Source organism: Methanothermobacter sp. KEPCO 2, assembly GCF_041228365.1.
In the GTDB taxonomy this organism is placed as follows: Archaea; Methanobacteriota; Methanobacteria; order Methanobacteriales; family Methanothermobacteraceae; genus Methanothermobacter; species Methanothermobacter marburgensis.
Genome location: NZ_CP166185.1, coordinates 1,519,366 through 1,534,807 on the forward strand (window position 1 = coordinate 1,519,366; position 15,442 = coordinate 1,534,807).

Annotated in this window: 15 protein-coding genes, 1 tRNA gene and 2 pseudogenes; 14 read left to right on the forward strand and 4 right to left on the reverse strand. The window is 50.5% G+C overall.

What is annotated here, in order from left to right:
* Positions 1-85 precede the first annotated feature (85 nt).
* A complete protein-coding gene (locus AB9H23_RS08080) occupies positions 86-361 on the forward strand; it encodes a hypothetical protein (RefSeq protein ID WP_160322812.1) in 276 nt (91 codons plus the stop codon).
* Positions 362-378: 17 nt separating this feature from the next.
* Complete coding sequence (locus tag AB9H23_RS08085; RefSeq protein ID WP_160322811.1) at positions 379-1,389, forward strand: TrkA family potassium uptake protein; 1,011 nt, start codon at positions 379-381, stop codon at positions 1,387-1,389.
* Positions 1,390-1,398: 9 nt separating this feature from the next.
* Here AB9H23_RS08085 and sfsA read toward each other — a convergent pair whose 3' ends face one another.
* The gene (gene sfsA, locus AB9H23_RS08090; RefSeq protein ID WP_370004733.1) at positions 1,399-2,097 is read right to left on the reverse strand and encodes a DNA/RNA nuclease SfsA; all 699 of its coding nucleotides are present in this window, start codon (positions 2,095-2,097) and stop codon (positions 1,399-1,401) included.
* 188 nt (positions 2,098-2,285) lie between these two features.
* On the opposite strand from sfsA, the gene cfbD reads away from it, so the two are divergent.
* The 9 genes from cfbD (at position 2,286) to AB9H23_RS08135 (ending at position 10,087) form a co-directional block, all read left to right on the forward strand.
* Positions 2,286-3,365, forward strand: a complete 1,080-nt coding sequence (cfbD, locus tag AB9H23_RS08095) for a Ni-sirohydrochlorin a,c-diamide reductive cyclase catalytic subunit (RefSeq protein ID WP_370004734.1) — start codon at positions 2,286-2,288, stop codon at positions 3,363-3,365.
* Positions 3,366-4,370, forward strand: a complete 1,005-nt coding sequence (locus AB9H23_RS08100; RefSeq protein ID WP_370004735.1) for a sugar phosphate nucleotidyltransferase — start codon at positions 3,366-3,368, stop codon at positions 4,368-4,370.
* A 4-nt stretch (positions 4,371-4,374) separates the two neighbouring features.
* On the forward strand, positions 4,375-4,971 hold the full coding sequence (gene hisH, locus AB9H23_RS08105; RefSeq protein ID WP_370004736.1) for an imidazole glycerol phosphate synthase subunit HisH: 597 nt from the start codon (positions 4,375-4,377) through the stop codon (positions 4,969-4,971).
* A 6-nt stretch (positions 4,972-4,977) separates the two neighbouring features.
* Complete coding sequence (locus AB9H23_RS08110; protein WP_370004738.1) at positions 4,978-6,333, forward strand: AIR synthase-related protein; 1,356 nt, start codon at positions 4,978-4,980, stop codon at positions 6,331-6,333.
* Positions 6,334-6,344: 11 nt separating this feature from the next.
* Positions 6,345-6,722 carry a hypothetical protein gene (locus tag AB9H23_RS08115; protein ID WP_370004740.1) on the forward strand — a complete coding sequence of 126 codons (378 nt, stop codon included), beginning with the start codon at positions 6,345-6,347 and terminating at the stop codon, positions 6,720-6,722.
* Positions 6,723-6,780: 58 nt separating this feature from the next.
* Positions 6,781-6,852, forward strand: a tRNA-Arg gene (locus AB9H23_RS08120).
* A 169-nt stretch (positions 6,853-7,021) separates the two neighbouring features.
* Complete coding sequence (gene ftsA / locus AB9H23_RS08125) at positions 7,022-8,371, forward strand: coenzyme F390 synthetase (RefSeq protein WP_370004742.1); 1,350 nt, start codon at positions 7,022-7,024, stop codon at positions 8,369-8,371.
* Between the two features lie 44 nt (positions 8,372-8,415).
* Positions 8,416-9,663, forward strand: coding sequence for a tRNA pseudouridine(13) synthase TruD (truD, locus tag AB9H23_RS08130; protein WP_370004743.1), 1,248 nt, complete (start codon positions 8,416-8,418; stop codon positions 9,661-9,663).
* 19 nt (positions 9,664-9,682) lie between these two features.
* Positions 9,683-10,087, forward strand: a complete 405-nt coding sequence (locus tag AB9H23_RS08135; RefSeq protein WP_370004745.1) for a DUF126 domain-containing protein — start codon at positions 9,683-9,685, stop codon at positions 10,085-10,087.
* 22 nt (positions 10,088-10,109) lie between these two features.
* Here the strand turns inward: AB9H23_RS08135 and AB9H23_RS08140 are convergent, their stop codons facing one another.
* Positions 10,110-10,460 (reverse strand): DUF5518 domain-containing protein, encoded by a 351-nt coding sequence (locus AB9H23_RS08140; RefSeq protein WP_370004747.1) that lies wholly within the window; start codon positions 10,458-10,460, stop codon positions 10,110-10,112.
* 152 nt (positions 10,461-10,612) lie between these two features.
* On the opposite strand from AB9H23_RS08140, the gene AB9H23_RS08145 reads away from it, so the two are divergent.
* Positions 10,613-11,131, forward strand: coding sequence for a hypothetical protein (locus AB9H23_RS08145; protein ID WP_370004748.1), 519 nt, complete (start codon positions 10,613-10,615; stop codon positions 11,129-11,131).
* A 78-nt stretch (positions 11,132-11,209) separates the two neighbouring features.
* Here AB9H23_RS08145 and AB9H23_RS08150 read toward each other — a convergent pair.
* Both AB9H23_RS08150 and AB9H23_RS08155 read right to left on the reverse strand, forming a co-directional pair.
* Positions 11,210-11,362: pseudogene (locus tag AB9H23_RS08150) on the reverse strand (class III signal peptide-containing protein); the annotation flags it as partial.
* 136 nt (positions 11,363-11,498) lie between these two features.
* Positions 11,499-11,705 (reverse strand): annotated as a pseudogene (locus tag AB9H23_RS08155) (class III signal peptide-containing protein); the annotation flags it as partial.
* A gap of 68 nt (positions 11,706-11,773) precedes the next feature.
* On the opposite strand from AB9H23_RS08155, the gene AB9H23_RS08160 reads away from it, so the two are divergent.
* Both AB9H23_RS08160 and AB9H23_RS08165 read left to right on the forward strand, forming a co-directional pair.
* Positions 11,774-12,982 (forward strand): amidohydrolase family protein, encoded by a 1,209-nt coding sequence (locus AB9H23_RS08160; protein ID WP_370004749.1) that lies wholly within the window; start codon positions 11,774-11,776, stop codon positions 12,980-12,982.
* A gap of 91 nt (positions 12,983-13,073) precedes the next feature.
* Positions 13,074-15,437 (forward strand): heavy metal translocating P-type ATPase, encoded by a 2,364-nt coding sequence (locus AB9H23_RS08165; protein WP_370004751.1) that lies wholly within the window; start codon positions 13,074-13,076, stop codon positions 15,435-15,437.
* The last annotated feature ends 5 nt before the right edge of the window (positions 15,438-15,442 follow it).

The window sequence follows — 15,442 nt, forward strand, 5'->3', positions numbered from 1 at the left end:
ACTTAATCATAATCTGGCTATCAGGACTCTTTCAGAAATTTTTTAATAATGCAAATTAGAAACGTATTGCAGAGGAGGTGCCTGAATGAGATGGATTGCACTTATACTTTTGATGGTATTTCTTGCCGGCGCCCTTGAAGCATGCGCTGCATACGACTCAGATCCCATGAAACCCACAATCAAGAGGGGTGGATTCAGCGGATTTAAGGGTTCATCAAAGAGGCTCAAAACCGATATTGACGATGATGATGACGATGATGGGGGCTTCGGTGGCTGGTGGCTGTTTGCAGCTATTGTAATTGTTCTGATTGTTGTGGTGGTTCTGGCATACATATTCTTCACAAGGCGCGGAACCCCATAAAGGGCAGGGTAATGTAAATGGTGCTCATAGTTGAGATAATAAGGAAACACCTCCCACGGGTTATGAGGGTCCCTGCTGCGCGGATATTCCTCCTTGCAGCAGCGGTCATCGCCTACGGAACCCTCGGTTTCCACTTCATTGAGGGTGAATCATGGACGGTCTCATTCTACTGGACCTTCGTGACCATAGGGACCGTGGGTTATGGGGACTACAGCCCATCAACACCACTGGGGATGTACTTCACCGTGACCCTCATAGTCCTGGGTATAGGGACATTTGCCATTGCAGTTGAGACACTCCTTGAATTCCTGATAAAGAGACAGCAGATGAGGCTTATGGGGCTGATAGATGTGGTTAAATCAAAACATGTGGTTATATGCGGGTGGAGTGAGAGCACACTCGAGTGCCTGAGGGAGCTCGGTGGAAGCGAGGTCTTTGTGCTCGCTGAGGATGAGGGTGTCAGGAAGACGGTCATCAAGAATGGTGCTAACTTTGTGCATGGAGACCCAACAAGGATATCTGACCTTGAAAAGGCCAATGTGAAGGGTGCACGGGCTGTTATAGTGGACATGGGGTCTGATTCAGAGACCATACACTGCATACTGGGAATAAGGAAGATCGACTCCACTGTTAGGATAATAGCCGAGGCCGAACGCTATGAGAACATCGAGCAGATACGGATGGCCGGTGCCAACCAGGTAATCTCGCCATTTGTTATATCGGGCAGGCTCATGTCAAAAAGCATCGACGATGGCTATGAGGCCATGTTTGTACAGGACGTCCTTGCAGAGGGATCCACAAGGAGGATGGTTGAAGTCCCGGTGCCCCCTGAAAGTCCCATTGAGGGCATTTCGGTCCTTGACGCGGACATCCATGAGAAGACTGGTGTGATAGTAATTGGTGTGGGAAGGGGCGATGAACTCATAATAGACCCACCCAGGGATTATGTATTCAAAGAGGGTGATATAATCCTTGGGATAGGGAAAAACCATGAGATAGATCGCCTGATGGAATACATCGGGTCATGATCACTGGAATTACGGCCATATAACAGGTATCTGCCTCAGGGGCTCAACACGTACAGAATCGTCAAGAACTGTGCGGAAGGAATATGCTATCACATTCACACCTTTAGCATGGGCTTCTTTCAGTGCATATGAAAATTCAGGGTCCATTTCAATATTTGGTGAGAAATAACGTGCATTTTCACCAAAAACCAGGAAAAGGACGCTGCTTTTATAGCCAATGGAGAGCGCAGATGCAAGCTCCTCAACATGCCTCCTTCCCCTCACTGTGGGGGCATCAGGGAAGAGTGCCACCTCACCATTTACAAGGGTACAGCCCTTAACCTCAACAAGCATTTCTTCAGTTTCTGATGAGAGAAGGAAATCAATTCTGCTTCTTCCAAATCTGTACTCCCTTTTTTTCACCCTGAAACCCCCGAATTCGTCAACAAGGTCTGATTCTATAAGGCTGGCTGCGATGTCACTGTGGAAACCGGAATTTACAAGGACCCACTCATCCCCCCTTCTGAGTGCTATAACATCAAACTCGGTTTTCCTTTCTTTTCCAGTGGCTTTTCTAACGATAACATCATTTCCAGGTATAAGAAGCTCCTTTAGTCTACCTGGATCTTTAAGGTGGGCCAGCCTTCTCTCACCACCCACATCAACAACCATGGTGAACCTGTTGGGTCTTTCAAGGTATATTCCCATCAGAGGGTTATCTATGATCATGGTAACCATCCTTATATACTAATTTGACTTAAATGAATATCAATCAGTCCATGGATATGAACTGTGGGGTGTGAGAACCCGCTGTGTTGATGGATATCAATCAGTCCATGGATATGAACTGTGGGGTGTGAGAACCCGCTGTGTTGATGGATATCAATCAGTCCATATGAACTATGAGGTGAGAGAATTTGCATCCAAGACCCAGCCCAATAGCAGCATCACTCTACACACTCAGAGACCTTGATGCTGACGTTATAATCCTCCATGGCCCCCATGGGTGCTGCTTCAGAACAGGAAGGCTCCTTGAAACCGACGGGGTCAGGGTGCTGACCACTGCAATGTCAGAGCAGGACTTCATATTCGGGGCCTCTGATAAACTGGCAGAGACACTCAGAAAGGCCCATGAGATGTTTTCACCTGAACTTGTGGGTGTTGTTGGAACCTGCGCCAGCATGATAATAGGCGAGGACCTCAGGGAGGCGGTTCAGAGGGCAGACATACCTGCAAGGGTCCTGACGGTTGAATCCCATGGGGGATTCGGTGAGGGTGACAACACCGAGGGGGCCATAATAGTCCTTGAGGCGGCTGCAGAGCAGGGAATAATCCCCCATGAGGAGGCCGAAAGGCAGATAGAGATGCTCAAACTTGCAACTGAGATTGAGAAGACGAGGGGAATGGCACAGGGCGACTACATACGCCCCTCATATGGTGATGATAAGGATGAGGTGGCATTAAGGGTTATCGAGGCCATAAAGGATGGTGAAAGAGTTGCATTTGTGCTTAACGCCAAGAAGGAGACATCATACCTATTTGCAGATCCCCTGACACTTCCATTTGACTCAGTAAATCCTGATAACCATCCTCTTATAATTGCAAATCTTGACAGGAAGACGGGTCTTCCAAGGATACGCAGACATGCAGCGAACATACTTGCGGAAATTGAGGGGGCAGGCAACCGTGTTGATTTCATAACAGGGGGCCTTGACGAATACCCGGTAACAGGTGAAAGGGCAGCGAAGATCTTGGGGGATGAGAAAATAGAATTTGCAGTCGTATCAGGTGTTCCCCATGCCCTGCCGGTTGAGGAACTGGAACTGGAATCCGTCGCCGTTACAGACGGGCCGAGGCTCGTGGAACCACTAAGAAAGATAGGATACACCCATGTGGTGGCTGAACTGGATGCACATGCACGGACCCTGGGACAGAGCACCACCGTTGCATCAGACTTTGGAGATGCCCTGAGGAGAAACATTGAGAAGGTGATTTAATTGGCTGAAACCGTTGGAATGATACTCTGCGGAGGATTTGGAAAGAGACTGAGACCTTTAACCGAGAAGATACCCAAACCACTCATAGAAATAAAAGAGGGCTACACCATCCTGGATAAACAGCTCTTTGACCTTAAAAATGCAGGTATAAAGAAGACCTACCTCCTCACAGGGTTCCTTGGGGATAAGATAGAGGAGAGGTATGGTGATGAGTACAAGGGACTTAAACTGGAATATGTGAGGGAGGAGAAACCCCTGGGAACACTAAACGCAATAAGGCTGGGTATGGAGGCCATCGATGGAGATAAACAGTGCATAATACGCAACGGGGATGTGGTGGCAGACCTGAACATAAGGAAGATGATACACCTCGGGGAGATGTCCGATTACCCCCTCACAATCTTCATAACCAAGATGCAGTCACCCTACGGTATAGTGGAACTCAGCGGGGACAAGATAATCAGCTTCAGGGAGAAACCACTCCTCGACTATTACATAAATGCAGGTGTGTACTTCTCCAAGGGGCAGCTGGACTTCGGGGACTTCGAGTCAGGTGATATTGAAAAAACACTCTTCCCTCTCATGGCCAGTGAAAACAAACTCGGCTACTACCGGGAGGACGGCCTCTTCTGGATGGCAATAGACACCTCCAAGGAGCTGGAGGAGATACGTAAGGAGTACCGCAACAGGGAGGACAAGCCCTGGGGCTATGAGAAGGTACTCATAAACACGGAGAAGTACCTCACAAAGGAGCTATTCATAAGGGAGGGCTACAGAACATCCTTCCACTACCATGAGAAGAAGGATGAGACCATGTACATAATATCTGGCTCAGGGTACATTGAATTTCAGGACAGGAAGGAGTACTTCAGCAAGAACGACACCATCAGAATTGAGCCCGGTGAGAAACACTCCATCGTGGCAATGGAGAACACGGTACTCCATGAGGTATCAACGCCGCACCTCGATGACACCGTCAGGGTGAAGGACTACTATACCAGGTGATCCATTGATAGCCATCATAGACTATGGAAGCGGGAACCTCCGGAGCATCTCCAACGCCTTCAGGAAGATAGGGGCCGAGGTTCAGGTAACATCAAGTCCAGAATCCATCAATGACTCAGAGGCCCTCGTGCTTCCAGGGGTGGGGGCCTTTGGAAGTGCAATGGATAAACTTGAGAATTTAAGGGACACAATAATCAGGAACATAGAGGATGGCAAACCCTTCCTGGGCATATGCCTGGGACTCCAGGTTCTCCTATCCGAGAGCCAGGAATCACCGGGTGTCAGGGGACTTGATGTGATACCCGGCAGGGTGGTGAGGATACCCCCCGGAAACAAGGTGCCGCATATGGGCTGGAACCAGCTGGTTTCCAGGAGGGACTCCCCGCTCCTTGAAGGCGTGGAGGATGAGTACTTCTACTTTGTCCACTCATACCATGCAGAACCGGCAGAGGACGTTGTGGCGGCAACAACCGAGTATGGTATTGAGATGACAGCGGCTATTGAGGCAGATAACGTATATGCAACCCAGTTCCACCCTGAAAAGAGCGGTGAGGCGGGGCTGGATATCCTGAGAAACTTCAGGGAAATAATCAGGGGGTAAATTTTAATGGACATAGAGGGATTTGTAAGGCGCAACATAGACCACATGGACGAGGAATCCCTGCGAAGCATCCTGGCGGATCGTATACGGGAATTCAAGGATATCGACACCGAGAGGTCCCTGAGGATGGCTGATGCGGTGATATATGAGGTGAGAAATACACTTGGGACGGATGGCCTGGATGATGGATTGAGGGAGATAATATCGTATCCCCTCGCCGGTGTTGGAATGGGCGAGATGGGTGTGGGATCCCGGGGAGAAGGGGACTTCTTTGTCCACAGGAAAATCGCTGATATAGTATCAAGCACAGAAACCGGGGCATTCATAAATCCCGAGGCCCAGGATGATGGCGGTGTTGTAAGGACAGACACCGATAAGGGGGAAGTCTATATAACAACCGCCGTTGACGGAATCCACTCCAGGCTCAGCGAGTACCCCTTCCTGGGGGGCTTCCATGTTACAAGGGCCGCCCTGAGGGATGTCTGCGTCATGGGATCCAGGCCAGTTGCACTCATAAGCGACCTGCACCTAGCAGATGATGGTGATGTTGGCAAACTCTTTGACTTCACAGCGGGTGTAGCGGCGGTCTCAGAACTGGTTGATGTACCCGTGGTTGCAGGAAGCACACTGAGGGTTGGTGGCGATATGGTCCTCGGTGACAGGCTAGTGAGTGCGGTGGGCGCCATTGGGGTTTCAGAGACACCCCCAACGGCCAGGAAGAGGGCAGAGCCAGGTGATGTTATACTCCTTACAGAGGGCTCAGGAGGGGGTACCATCACAACAGCCGCCATCTACCATGGACTCTTTGACGTTGTATGGGAGACCCTTGATGTGAACTTCATAAGGGCATCCGGGGCCATAATGGAGGCAGGGCTCCTTGAGGTGATCCATGCAATGACCGACGTCACAAATGGCGGGCTCAGGGGCGATGCCCATGAGATATCATCAACCACCGGGGTGGGCCTTGAATTTGATGCCGAGGCTGTGAGGTCAATGGTAAACCCAAGGGTACTTGAAATGCTTGAGGATCTTGAAATTGACCCCCTGGGGGTGTCAATTGACTCCCTCATGATAATAGCACCTGAGGATGTCTCCAATGATATCATAAGGGCAGTTGAAGGTGCAGGTGTCCCCATAGCCGAGGTGGGAAGGGTCACCGATTCCGGTATTCCCCTCCTCATAGGGGATGGTGAGATGAAGGAGCTTAGACCCCTCTTCCGTGAGGCCGCCTACACACAGATAAAGAAGATGGTTGGTGACGAAACACCCCAGGACTTTGAGGAGATGAAGAGGAGGGTTGAGGAGGCCGCAAGGAGGGCCATAGAGAAGAAGGACATGGTCGTTAAACTCATAGGGAAGTGAATGGTGTCCATATGGATGATGGGGGCTACATATCAACCCTGGACGCGGTCCTTGGACTTGCAGTGGTCTTCATACTGGCGGCATCAGTTCTCAACACCGGCACAGCTCCCTTTGATGATTCCTCGGAAGCTTCAGATGTCCTTGATGCAATGGCATCCTACCCTGCAGATAAACCGCTGCTTGAGGAACTTGCAGAGTCCCCCAATGCTACAGCTGCATCAGGGTTCCTCAACGGGACCCTTGAGGGGATGAACTACAATCTGACCATGGATAACGGTTCAGGAGAGGTTACAGTTGCCTCCCGCGGTTCAATGGGGGATGCAGAAGACATAGATACCGCGGTGGCCTGCCGGGGCACTGTGATCTTCAGGCTTTATGTGTGGAGATGACTGCTGGTATGGAAAAATATTAATAGTTGATTGCCCAATCTTTTATTGATCTCATTTTGCCCTGATAGTGTAGCGGATATCACGTAGGACTGCGGATCCTATTACCCGGGTTCAAGTCCCGGTCAGGGCATCCATTTTCAGTTTTGAAGGGATTTAGGGGCCTTCAAATATTTCTCATCATGTCATGATGGTCCACTGACACTTATAACTGCAGTATGACTTCCCCATGATTCAGCATCATGAACACATTAAAACTTTATCCCATGCACTCCAATCTAATAACTGGAGGTGTGCTTGTCATGGGGAACTACTTCAACCCTGAAATAGAGACCATGGAACGGGAGGACCTGGACGCCCTCGTGGAGGAGAGGATAAGGTATACCGTGAACTATGCCTACGAGAACTCCCCATTCTACAGTAAATGGTTCAGGAAAAACGGTATCAGGCCCTCAGATATAAGGAGCCATGAGGACCTCAGGGAACTCCCGATAATAACCGGTGAAACCGTTAGGGAAAACCAGCCCCCTGAAAGGGATGACTTCGAATTCAGATGCGCCCCATGGGAGGATATATACACCATACATGAGACCAGCGGTACCAGTGGAAGGCCGAAGTCCTTCTTCCTCACATGGGGGGACTGGCAGAGGTACGCAGAGAAGTACGCAAGGTCATTCGTATCCCAGGGATTTGAGAGGGGTGACAGGGTGGTTGTATGTGCCTCCTACGGCATGAATGTGGGTGCAAATACCATGACCCTCGCAGCACAGAAGATAGGGATGACCATAATCCCTGAGGGCAAATGCACCTTTCCTGTGAGGATAATAGAGAGCTACCGTCCCACAGGTATAGTTGCAAGCATATTCAAACTGCTGAGGCTTGCGAGGCGCATGAAGGAACAGGGACTTGACCCCAGGGAGTCAAGTATAAGGAGACTGGTTGCAGGCGGCGAAAGCTTCGCACCCGAATCAAGGGAGTACGTGGAGGAAGTATGGGGCGTTGAAGTCTACAACACCTATGGAAGCACCGAGGGTACCATGTGCGGCGAATGCCACGTCAAGGAGGGCCTGCATGTCCCGGAGGACCTGGTGCACCTGGACGTCTATGATCCAGCCATGAGGGACTTTGTTGATGATGGGGAGTGCGGAAGAATAGTCCTCACAACACTCCTTCCTGTCGGTGAGAAAACAGGAACCCTCCTCCTCAACTATGACACCGAGGACACCACGGTTGTAATCTCAAGGGATAGGTGCAAATGTGGAAGGACCCATATGAGGATAATGAACCCTGAAAGGGAGGCCGAGACCTTCTGGGTTGCAGGACACCCCTTCAACAGGGTCGATGTTGAGGCAGCGGTGTTCCAGAGGGAGAATATGGATTATCTAACAGGTGAATACGAGGCCTTCCTCTATGGCGATGAGGATGAGGGGCCAATAACAATGAGGGTGTCACTGGAGTGTGAGGACCCTGAAAACTGTGCCATGGATATAGTAAGGGAGAACTTTATAAGGGCCTTCTTCAAATATAAGAGAGAACTCTACGAGGCATATACAGAGGGCCTTTTTGAGATACTGTTCAACTTCACAGGTCCAGGGGAGCTTGAATTCTACAGGGTCAAGGGAAGACCAAAACGCATAGTTGATAGAAGATAGCGCTGGATAGAAGTCAATTTCAGCCTCCAGTTTGGGGTACAATCATGCTTAACGCAGAAACCTACGTCACATCAACAGAGGGAATTGGTGGAAGGATCAGGGTGCATAACAGGGACTTCCAGGTTGAGGAATTACCGCTCATGGAGCCAAGCGGAAGCGGACCCAACACCTGGATATGGATGGAGAAGGAGGACAGGACAACCCTGGATGTCCTTCTGGACATTGCAAGGGAACTGCACCTTGACCGGAGGAGAATGGGATTTGCAGGGATGAAGGACAGGAACGCGGTAACCAGGCAGTGGATATGCGTCAGCAACACAGATCCCGAGGACGTTAAGGGAATAGAGGACCGAATCAGGAATGTCAGGTTCCTGAAGGTAACATCCAATGAAAAAAAGCTCAGAATGGGCCAGCTAAGGGGCAACAGATTCAGGATTCTCATAAGGGACCCTGAAGCTGATGAACCCCTTGAGAAGACCCGGGAGACCCTGGCTGAGCTTCAGGAGAAGGGTGTTCCAAATTACTATGGATGGCAGCGATTCGGAAGCCCCAGGGCAATCACACACCTCGTTGGCAGGGCACTGGTGCATGGTGATGTGAAGGGCGCGGTGGACACCTATATTGGAAACCCAATTGAGGGTGAATCCGAGATTGTATCCCGGGCGAGACGGGCATATGATATGGGGGACCTTGAGGGTGCATATGAACTCATGCCGGCCTCCCTCAGGTATGAGAGGATGATGCTCAGGGTCCTCATCAGGGATCTCAGAAAGGGAGAACTCTCTGAAAAATCCTATATAACCGCGGTACATGCACTCCCCAAGCCCCTCAAGAGGATGTTCGTCCATGCATACCAGTCCTACCTATTCAACAGGGTGGTCAGTGAGAGGGCGGCTCTTGGCATAAACAGCTACCTTGAGGGTGACATCATAATAGACAATGAGCAGCACATAATCCATGACCCGGATCCAGGGAAGGTGGAGGAGATGATCATCAACTTTGAGGCACACCCAACAGCTCCACTCTACGGTAGCAAGGTGCCACTGGCAGATGGAAAACCCGGTGAGATCGAGAGGAGGATACTGGAGGAGGAGGGCGTTTCACTCCCTGCCTTCAACTCCATAGAGGTCCCTAAGCTTGGGAGTCATGGCATGAGGAGGGCCATAAGGTTCAGGATATGGGATGTTTCGGCCTCCCTAAACCCTGAGGGGATCACAGTTGAGTTTTCAATACCGAAGGGATGCTATGCAACCTCTGTTTTAAGGGAGATAATGAAGAAGGACGTTGCCTGAAGTGTTAGATATTATGGAGATGGTTAATTTGGAGATCAGCTGCAGAATCATTTCAAGGGGAAGGGGAAGGGGTCCTGTGATCATTTCAGATAAGCCCCTGAGTTTCCTTGGCGGTGTTGACCCGGGGACAGGTACCGTTATTGACCCCAGGCACCCCCTGCACGGCAGGAGCATGAGAGGGAAGGTCCTTGTGATACCTGGTGGCAAGGGTTCAACGGTTGGATCCTATGTCATATTCCAGATGTCAAAGAATGGAACGGCGCCAGCAGCCATAATATGTTCAAATGCAGAGCCAATAATCGCCACTGGAGCCATAATGGCAGGGATACCCATGGTTGACAGGCCAGAGGCCGATCTTTTTCAAATGCTAGAAGATTCAGTGGAGGTTGAGGTGGACGCGGTTGAGGGGAAAATCAGGGTCTAGGGGTTACACCCACCATACATGATCATGATTCAATGGCGGATCTCAGGACGCTACCTGAAGCCCCGCCGAGTATCCCGAGACTCACATCCCCTGCAAGGGCGTAGATGAGTATTGAGAGAATGGCAGCATTCATTGCCCCGGTTTTAAGGTAAACAATCAGGATATTTATCAATCCCACGGCGGCCCCCATGATGGCCCCATTGAGGGCACCGCCTGGATATTCACTATCTGCAATGTAACCACATACCACTGTCGCCACGATTATTGATAGGATACCTGTGAATGATGGAAACAAAAATCTGAATACGGGTCCAAGGGCTGCCGTTAGTAATATGCCTGCAGCAACTGCCTTCCAGCTGAATCTCAATTCCATTACCGATCACCCACAGATAATAAATTTGCAGCGATATATAATCTTTGGCATGAGACAGGATGCAATCTGTTATTCCAGGACATTTGCAGCGATATATAATCTTTGGCATGAGACAGGATGCAATCTGTTATTCCAGGACAGGGGACCATTAAATGGACAGGAAATACTTATCAGTTTTTTTCGCAGTGTGGACGGCAGCATTTCTAATTGCAGGGTCGGTGCCCTACCTCAGATTTAAACTCATAGCAGGCCTTATCATATTCCTCTTAATTTCAGGATTCGCCAAAAGATCCACTAAAAAAGAGGCACTTTATATTGCGGCGATACTCTACCCTCCAGCTGAACTTGCACTGAAGTTTTCAGTGGCCCTCATGGACCCTGTAGCAGTTAATATGGCTGAACACTTCATTGCAGGGGCCCTGGCTGCCCTCGCGGCATCCTTGGTTCTTGAGGGTACACTTGAGAAGCTGGATAGGTGGGATGGACTTGCATTCATGGTATCAGTAGCGGTTCTTTCCTGTCTCTTATATGAGATCACGGGCTATGTGGTCTACTATGAGCCATCCGCCATCCTCTACTCTGATACCATGAGGGATCTTTCCATGAACATTGCAGGGGCGGTGATGGCAGCATCCATCATCACATGGTATGATAGCAGATCAGGGGACTGATGGTGGCACAGGCGGCTCTGAACTGTTGTTTACAGGAGGAGAACCACCCCCTCCAGTGTCTCCTGTATCAGTATTATTTCGAACCTCAGCGGTATCCTGTGCAGAGTTTAGAGTGCTTCTCTGGAAGTATGACCTGTAGATCACAAGTGCCAGGATCGCAACCACTATTATGGCCCCAAATAGCAGGATGTATTCTGATGATGACTGTCCTGCTTCATCTTCAATCAATATAACACACCTATATTGTGGGGTTGGGTTCAACAGGTGGAACCACTGGTGGCTTTATGGGTTTGCCCGGTGGTTCTATGGGTTTTGGTTCGGGAACAGGCCCCGGGGATGTTGAATTATTTGCACTGGCATTTTTAGCCGCATCTGAGCCATTAATATTTTTCCTGACATCCTGAATATCCTGTGCAGAGTTCAGAGCGCTTCTCTGGAAGTATGACCTGTAAATCAGTATCGCCACAATTGAAATAACGATCACACCCCCAAAGAGGAGGATGTACTCGGCTGCACCCTGCCCTTCTTCATCAACAAGGAATGAGATAAGAGCCGTAATATCACCCCCTCTCATATATTAAATAGGTTCCAATCAAAATATATAATTTTCTTGAGTTTCATATTATTATAACAGGTGTTCCAATGAGGTTCGCGGTAAAGGGGGAACTTGTGGACCTTGAATCAGGGGATCATGAGAGAAGACACATTCTGATCGATAACGGAAAAATAGCGTCTGTTGAGAGACACGTAAAAGGCGTTGATGTGGTTGACGCCTCAGACAGCTTCATTTTACCAGGGTTCATAGACCTCCATGTGCATATCATGGAGGATGGATTCAGGGTGGAGAGCAAACTTGAGGATCCCCTCTCACTCTACTTCTACAGGGCACTTGAGAACATGAGGAAGACACTCCATGCGGGTGTTACAACGGTAAGGGATGCGGGACTGGCTGATCTGGGCGTCAGAATGGCCTCTGAAGCCCACATGATCCAGTCACCCCACATGCAGATAAGTGTCACACCCCTGTCAGTGACCGGGGGACACTTTGACTTCCACACCCGCTCAGGGATGAACATTGAGCGAACATACCCCGGTCTTCCCTCAGGTATCTGTGATGGCGTCCCTGATGTGCGGAAAAAGACCCGTGAGGTCCTCAGGGCAGGCGCAGATGTTGTGAAGGTCATGGCAACCGGTGGTGTCATGAGCAGTACCGACTCACCATCGGACACACAGTTCACGGTTAAGGAACTTGCTGCGGTGGTGGAGGAGGCATCATTCAGAGGAAAAAGGGTGATGGTCCATGCACATGGACTCCAGGGGATAAGGAACTCCCTGAGGGCGGGTGTGCATTCTGTTGAACATGGCACATACATCGATGAAAGAACAGCAGCTGAGATGTCTGAAAGGGGTGTCTACCTTGTACCAACATTCCTTGTGACCCGCCTTAACTGCAGAAGGGCAATGCGCGGTGAACTCCCAGAATACAGCAGAAAGGACGCCATTGAAGTCGCCAGGGTCCACAGGGACAACATGGAAACAGCCCATGAAAAGGGGGTGAGGATGGTCATGGGAACCGATTCAGGGGTTATTGAACATGGAAGAAATCTCATGGAACTCTCTTATCTCACAGAAATCGGAATGGAGCCACTGGAAGCATTGAGGGCTGGAACTGTGCATGCAGCAGAGTGCATGGGCTGGGAGGACCGTATAGGAACTTTGGATAGGGGTAAGATCGCGGATATTGTCATAACCGATGCAGATCCGGTGGATGAGATTGAGAAACTTTCAGACCCTGGGAATATTCAGTGGGTTATACGGGATGGTGTAATCTACAGGTCCCCGGACGACTGATATCTGCTTACTGTGAAGGGGAGGTGCTTGACCACTCCCAGCGGTGTCACCCACCGGTGAATGATATCTGCTTACTGTGAAGGTGTCCTGGATGAAGAGGATAACGATACGTATAGGTGGAATGGGGTGCGCAGCATGCGCCCTCAAGATAGAGGACTCACTTAAGAAGCTTGAGGGAGTATATGACGCCGTGGTTAACCTTGTGGAGGGCAGGGTCTCTGTTGAGTATGACCCTGAAACTGTGGGGCTCCCATCAATGGAGGCCGCCATAGAGGAAGCGGGTTACAGCGTCATCAATGAACACCTGACTGTTCTTGTAGGGGGTATGAGCTGTGCAATGTGTGCACAGAGGATAGAATCAGCCCTGAAGGAACTTGAGGGTGTAAGTGATGCAACGGTCAACCTTGCAGCCGAAAAGGCATACATAGCCTACAACCCATCCCTCGCATCAGCAGAGGATTTCAGGAGGACCATTGAGGACCTCGGCTATGAATTCATGGGAACCGAGGGTGATGGGGAGATTCAGGAGGACCAGGGTCCAAAGTTGAGGAGGATAGCTGTGGGTTTTGGTGTTTCACTGCCACTCATGGCCATGATGTACCTTGGCATACACCCACCGGTAAATGAGGGCCTCTTCATGCTCCTGGTCTCTGTGATACCATTTGCATATGTATCAGGACCAATATTTCGGGGTGCACTGCGGTCCCTGAGATCAGGAACACTTGACATGGATGTTATGTACTCCATGGGTATAGGGGTGGCTTTCCTTTCAAGTTTACTTGGCACCGTGGGGGTTCTCCCATCGAGTTTCATGTTCTATGAGACAGCCCTGATGCTGGCATCCTTCCTGACACTTGGAAGGTACCTTGAGGCAAGGGCAAAGGGAAAGACATCAGGGGCGATAAGGAGGCTCATGGAACTCCAGCCCGACACCGCCACCATCCTCAGGGATGGAGAGGAGGTTGAGGTCAGGACTGATGAGCTGGCTGAAGGTGACGAGGTTGTTGTGAGGCCAGGTGACAGGATACCCGCGGATGGCCGGGTTCTGGATGGAGAATCCTATGTTGATGAATCCATGATCACAGGGGAACCGCTCCCTGTACTTAAAACCAGGGGATCTGAGGTTATCGCAGGGACCATAAACACCGATGGGGTGCTTAGGTTCAGGGTTGAACGAACAGGTGATGATACGTTCCTTTCAAGGATCATAGGGCTGGTTGATGAGGCCCAGGCATCAAAGCCACCGGTTCAGAGGATCGCCGACAGGGCAGTTTCCTATTTCATACCATCAGTCCTCACGGTTGCACTGGCAGCATTTCTGTTCTGGTACATTGTTGAGGGGGCCGGTCTTCTAATATCTGTCACAGTACTGATCTCGGTACTCGTCGTGGCCTGTCCCTGCGCCCTTGGACTTGCAACACCAACAGCGGTGACTGTTGGCATTGGAAGGGGGGCTGAACTTGGAATACTCATAAAGAAGGGCGAGGCACTTGAGGTTGCAGGTAGAATATCATGCGTACTCTTTGATAAGACCGGCACACTTACAGAGGGTAAACCCGAGGTCACAGACATCGTTGGAGACGTGCTGGGGTATGCAGCTGCCCTTGAGGCCAGATCAAGGCACCCCATCGCAGTTGCGGTCACAGAGAGGGCCATGAGGGAGGGCCTGGAGATACCTGAGGTTGAGGAGTTCAGGGCCATTCCAGGAAGGGGTCTTGAGGGTAAAATCAACTCCCAACATGTGATTGCAGGTAACAGGGTCCTCATGGATGAGTTCGGGGTGGAGATTCCAGGGGATGCTGAGAAATTAGAATCAGAGGGGAAGACAGTGGTCATGGTTGCAGCTGACGGCGAGTTTAAGGGGGTTATAGGGGTCTCTGACAGGATAAAACCCGGCTCAGCAGCCGCTGTAGGGGAACTTGAGAGGATGGGGATCAGAACGGCAATGATCACAGGGGATAACAGGAGAACGGCTGAGAAGGTGGCACGGGAGGTGGGAATCAGCACCGTCATCGCGGAGGTCCTGCCTGAGGATAAGGCATCAAGGGTCTCGGAGCTCAGATCACGTGGTGTGGGAGTTGCCTTTGTGGGTGATGGTATAAATGATGCCCCAGCCCTCTCAGAGGCAGATCTCGGGATTGCACTGGGAGGGGGAACAGATGTTGCAAAGGAGGCAGGTGAGGTGGTTCTTGTTGGTGATGACCCGCTTGATACCGCAGCTGCCCTTCAGCTTGCAGGTAAGGTCATCTCAAGGATAAAGCAGAACCTCTTCTGGGCCTTCGCCTACAACGTGATACTCATCCCTGTGGCTGCCGGAGCCCTTTACCCGCTTGGGGTGGTGTTCAGGCCAGAGTACGCTGGTCTTGCAATGGCCCTCAGCTCAGTCACCGTGGTTTCACTTTCACTTTCACTCAGGGGGTACACCCCACCTGCAAGAAGGTTGCGTGAGCTTTAAAAGAA

What these genes read in the sequence shown, in the direction of transcription:
- AB9H23_RS08080 (WP_160322812.1), top strand. Translation starts at nt 86, where the DNA reads ATGAGATGGATTGCACTTATACTTTTGATGGTATTTCTTGCCGGCGCC.
- AB9H23_RS08085 (WP_160322811.1), top strand. Translation starts at nt 379, where the DNA reads ATGGTGCTCATAGTTGAGATAATAAGGAAACACCTCCCACGGGTTATG.
- sfsA (WP_370004733.1), bottom strand. Translation starts at nt 2,097, where the DNA reads ATGATCATAGATAACCCTCTGATGGGAATATACCTTGAAAGACCCAAC.
- AB9H23_RS08110 (WP_370004738.1), top strand. Translation starts at nt 4,978, where the DNA reads ATGGACATAGAGGGATTTGTAAGGCGCAACATAGACCACATGGACGAG.
- AB9H23_RS08115 (WP_370004740.1), top strand. Translation starts at nt 6,345, where the DNA reads ATGGATGATGGGGGCTACATATCAACCCTGGACGCGGTCCTTGGACTT.
- ftsA (WP_370004742.1), top strand. Translation starts at nt 7,022, where the DNA reads ATGGGGAACTACTTCAACCCTGAAATAGAGACCATGGAACGGGAGGAC.
- truD (WP_370004743.1), top strand. Translation starts at nt 8,416, where the DNA reads ATGCTTAACGCAGAAACCTACGTCACATCAACAGAGGGAATTGGTGGA.
- AB9H23_RS08135 (WP_370004745.1), top strand. Translation starts at nt 9,683, where the DNA reads ATGGTTAATTTGGAGATCAGCTGCAGAATCATTTCAAGGGGAAGGGGA.
- AB9H23_RS08140 (WP_370004747.1), bottom strand. Translation starts at nt 10,460, where the DNA reads ATGGAATTGAGATTCAGCTGGAAGGCAGTTGCTGCAGGCATATTACTA.
- AB9H23_RS08145 (WP_370004748.1), top strand. Translation starts at nt 10,613, where the DNA reads ATGGACAGGAAATACTTATCAGTTTTTTTCGCAGTGTGGACGGCAGCA.
- AB9H23_RS08160 (WP_370004749.1), top strand. Translation starts at nt 11,774, where the DNA reads ATGAGGTTCGCGGTAAAGGGGGAACTTGTGGACCTTGAATCAGGGGAT.
- AB9H23_RS08165 (WP_370004751.1), top strand. Translation starts at nt 13,074, where the DNA reads ATGAAGAGGATAACGATACGTATAGGTGGAATGGGGTGCGCAGCATGC.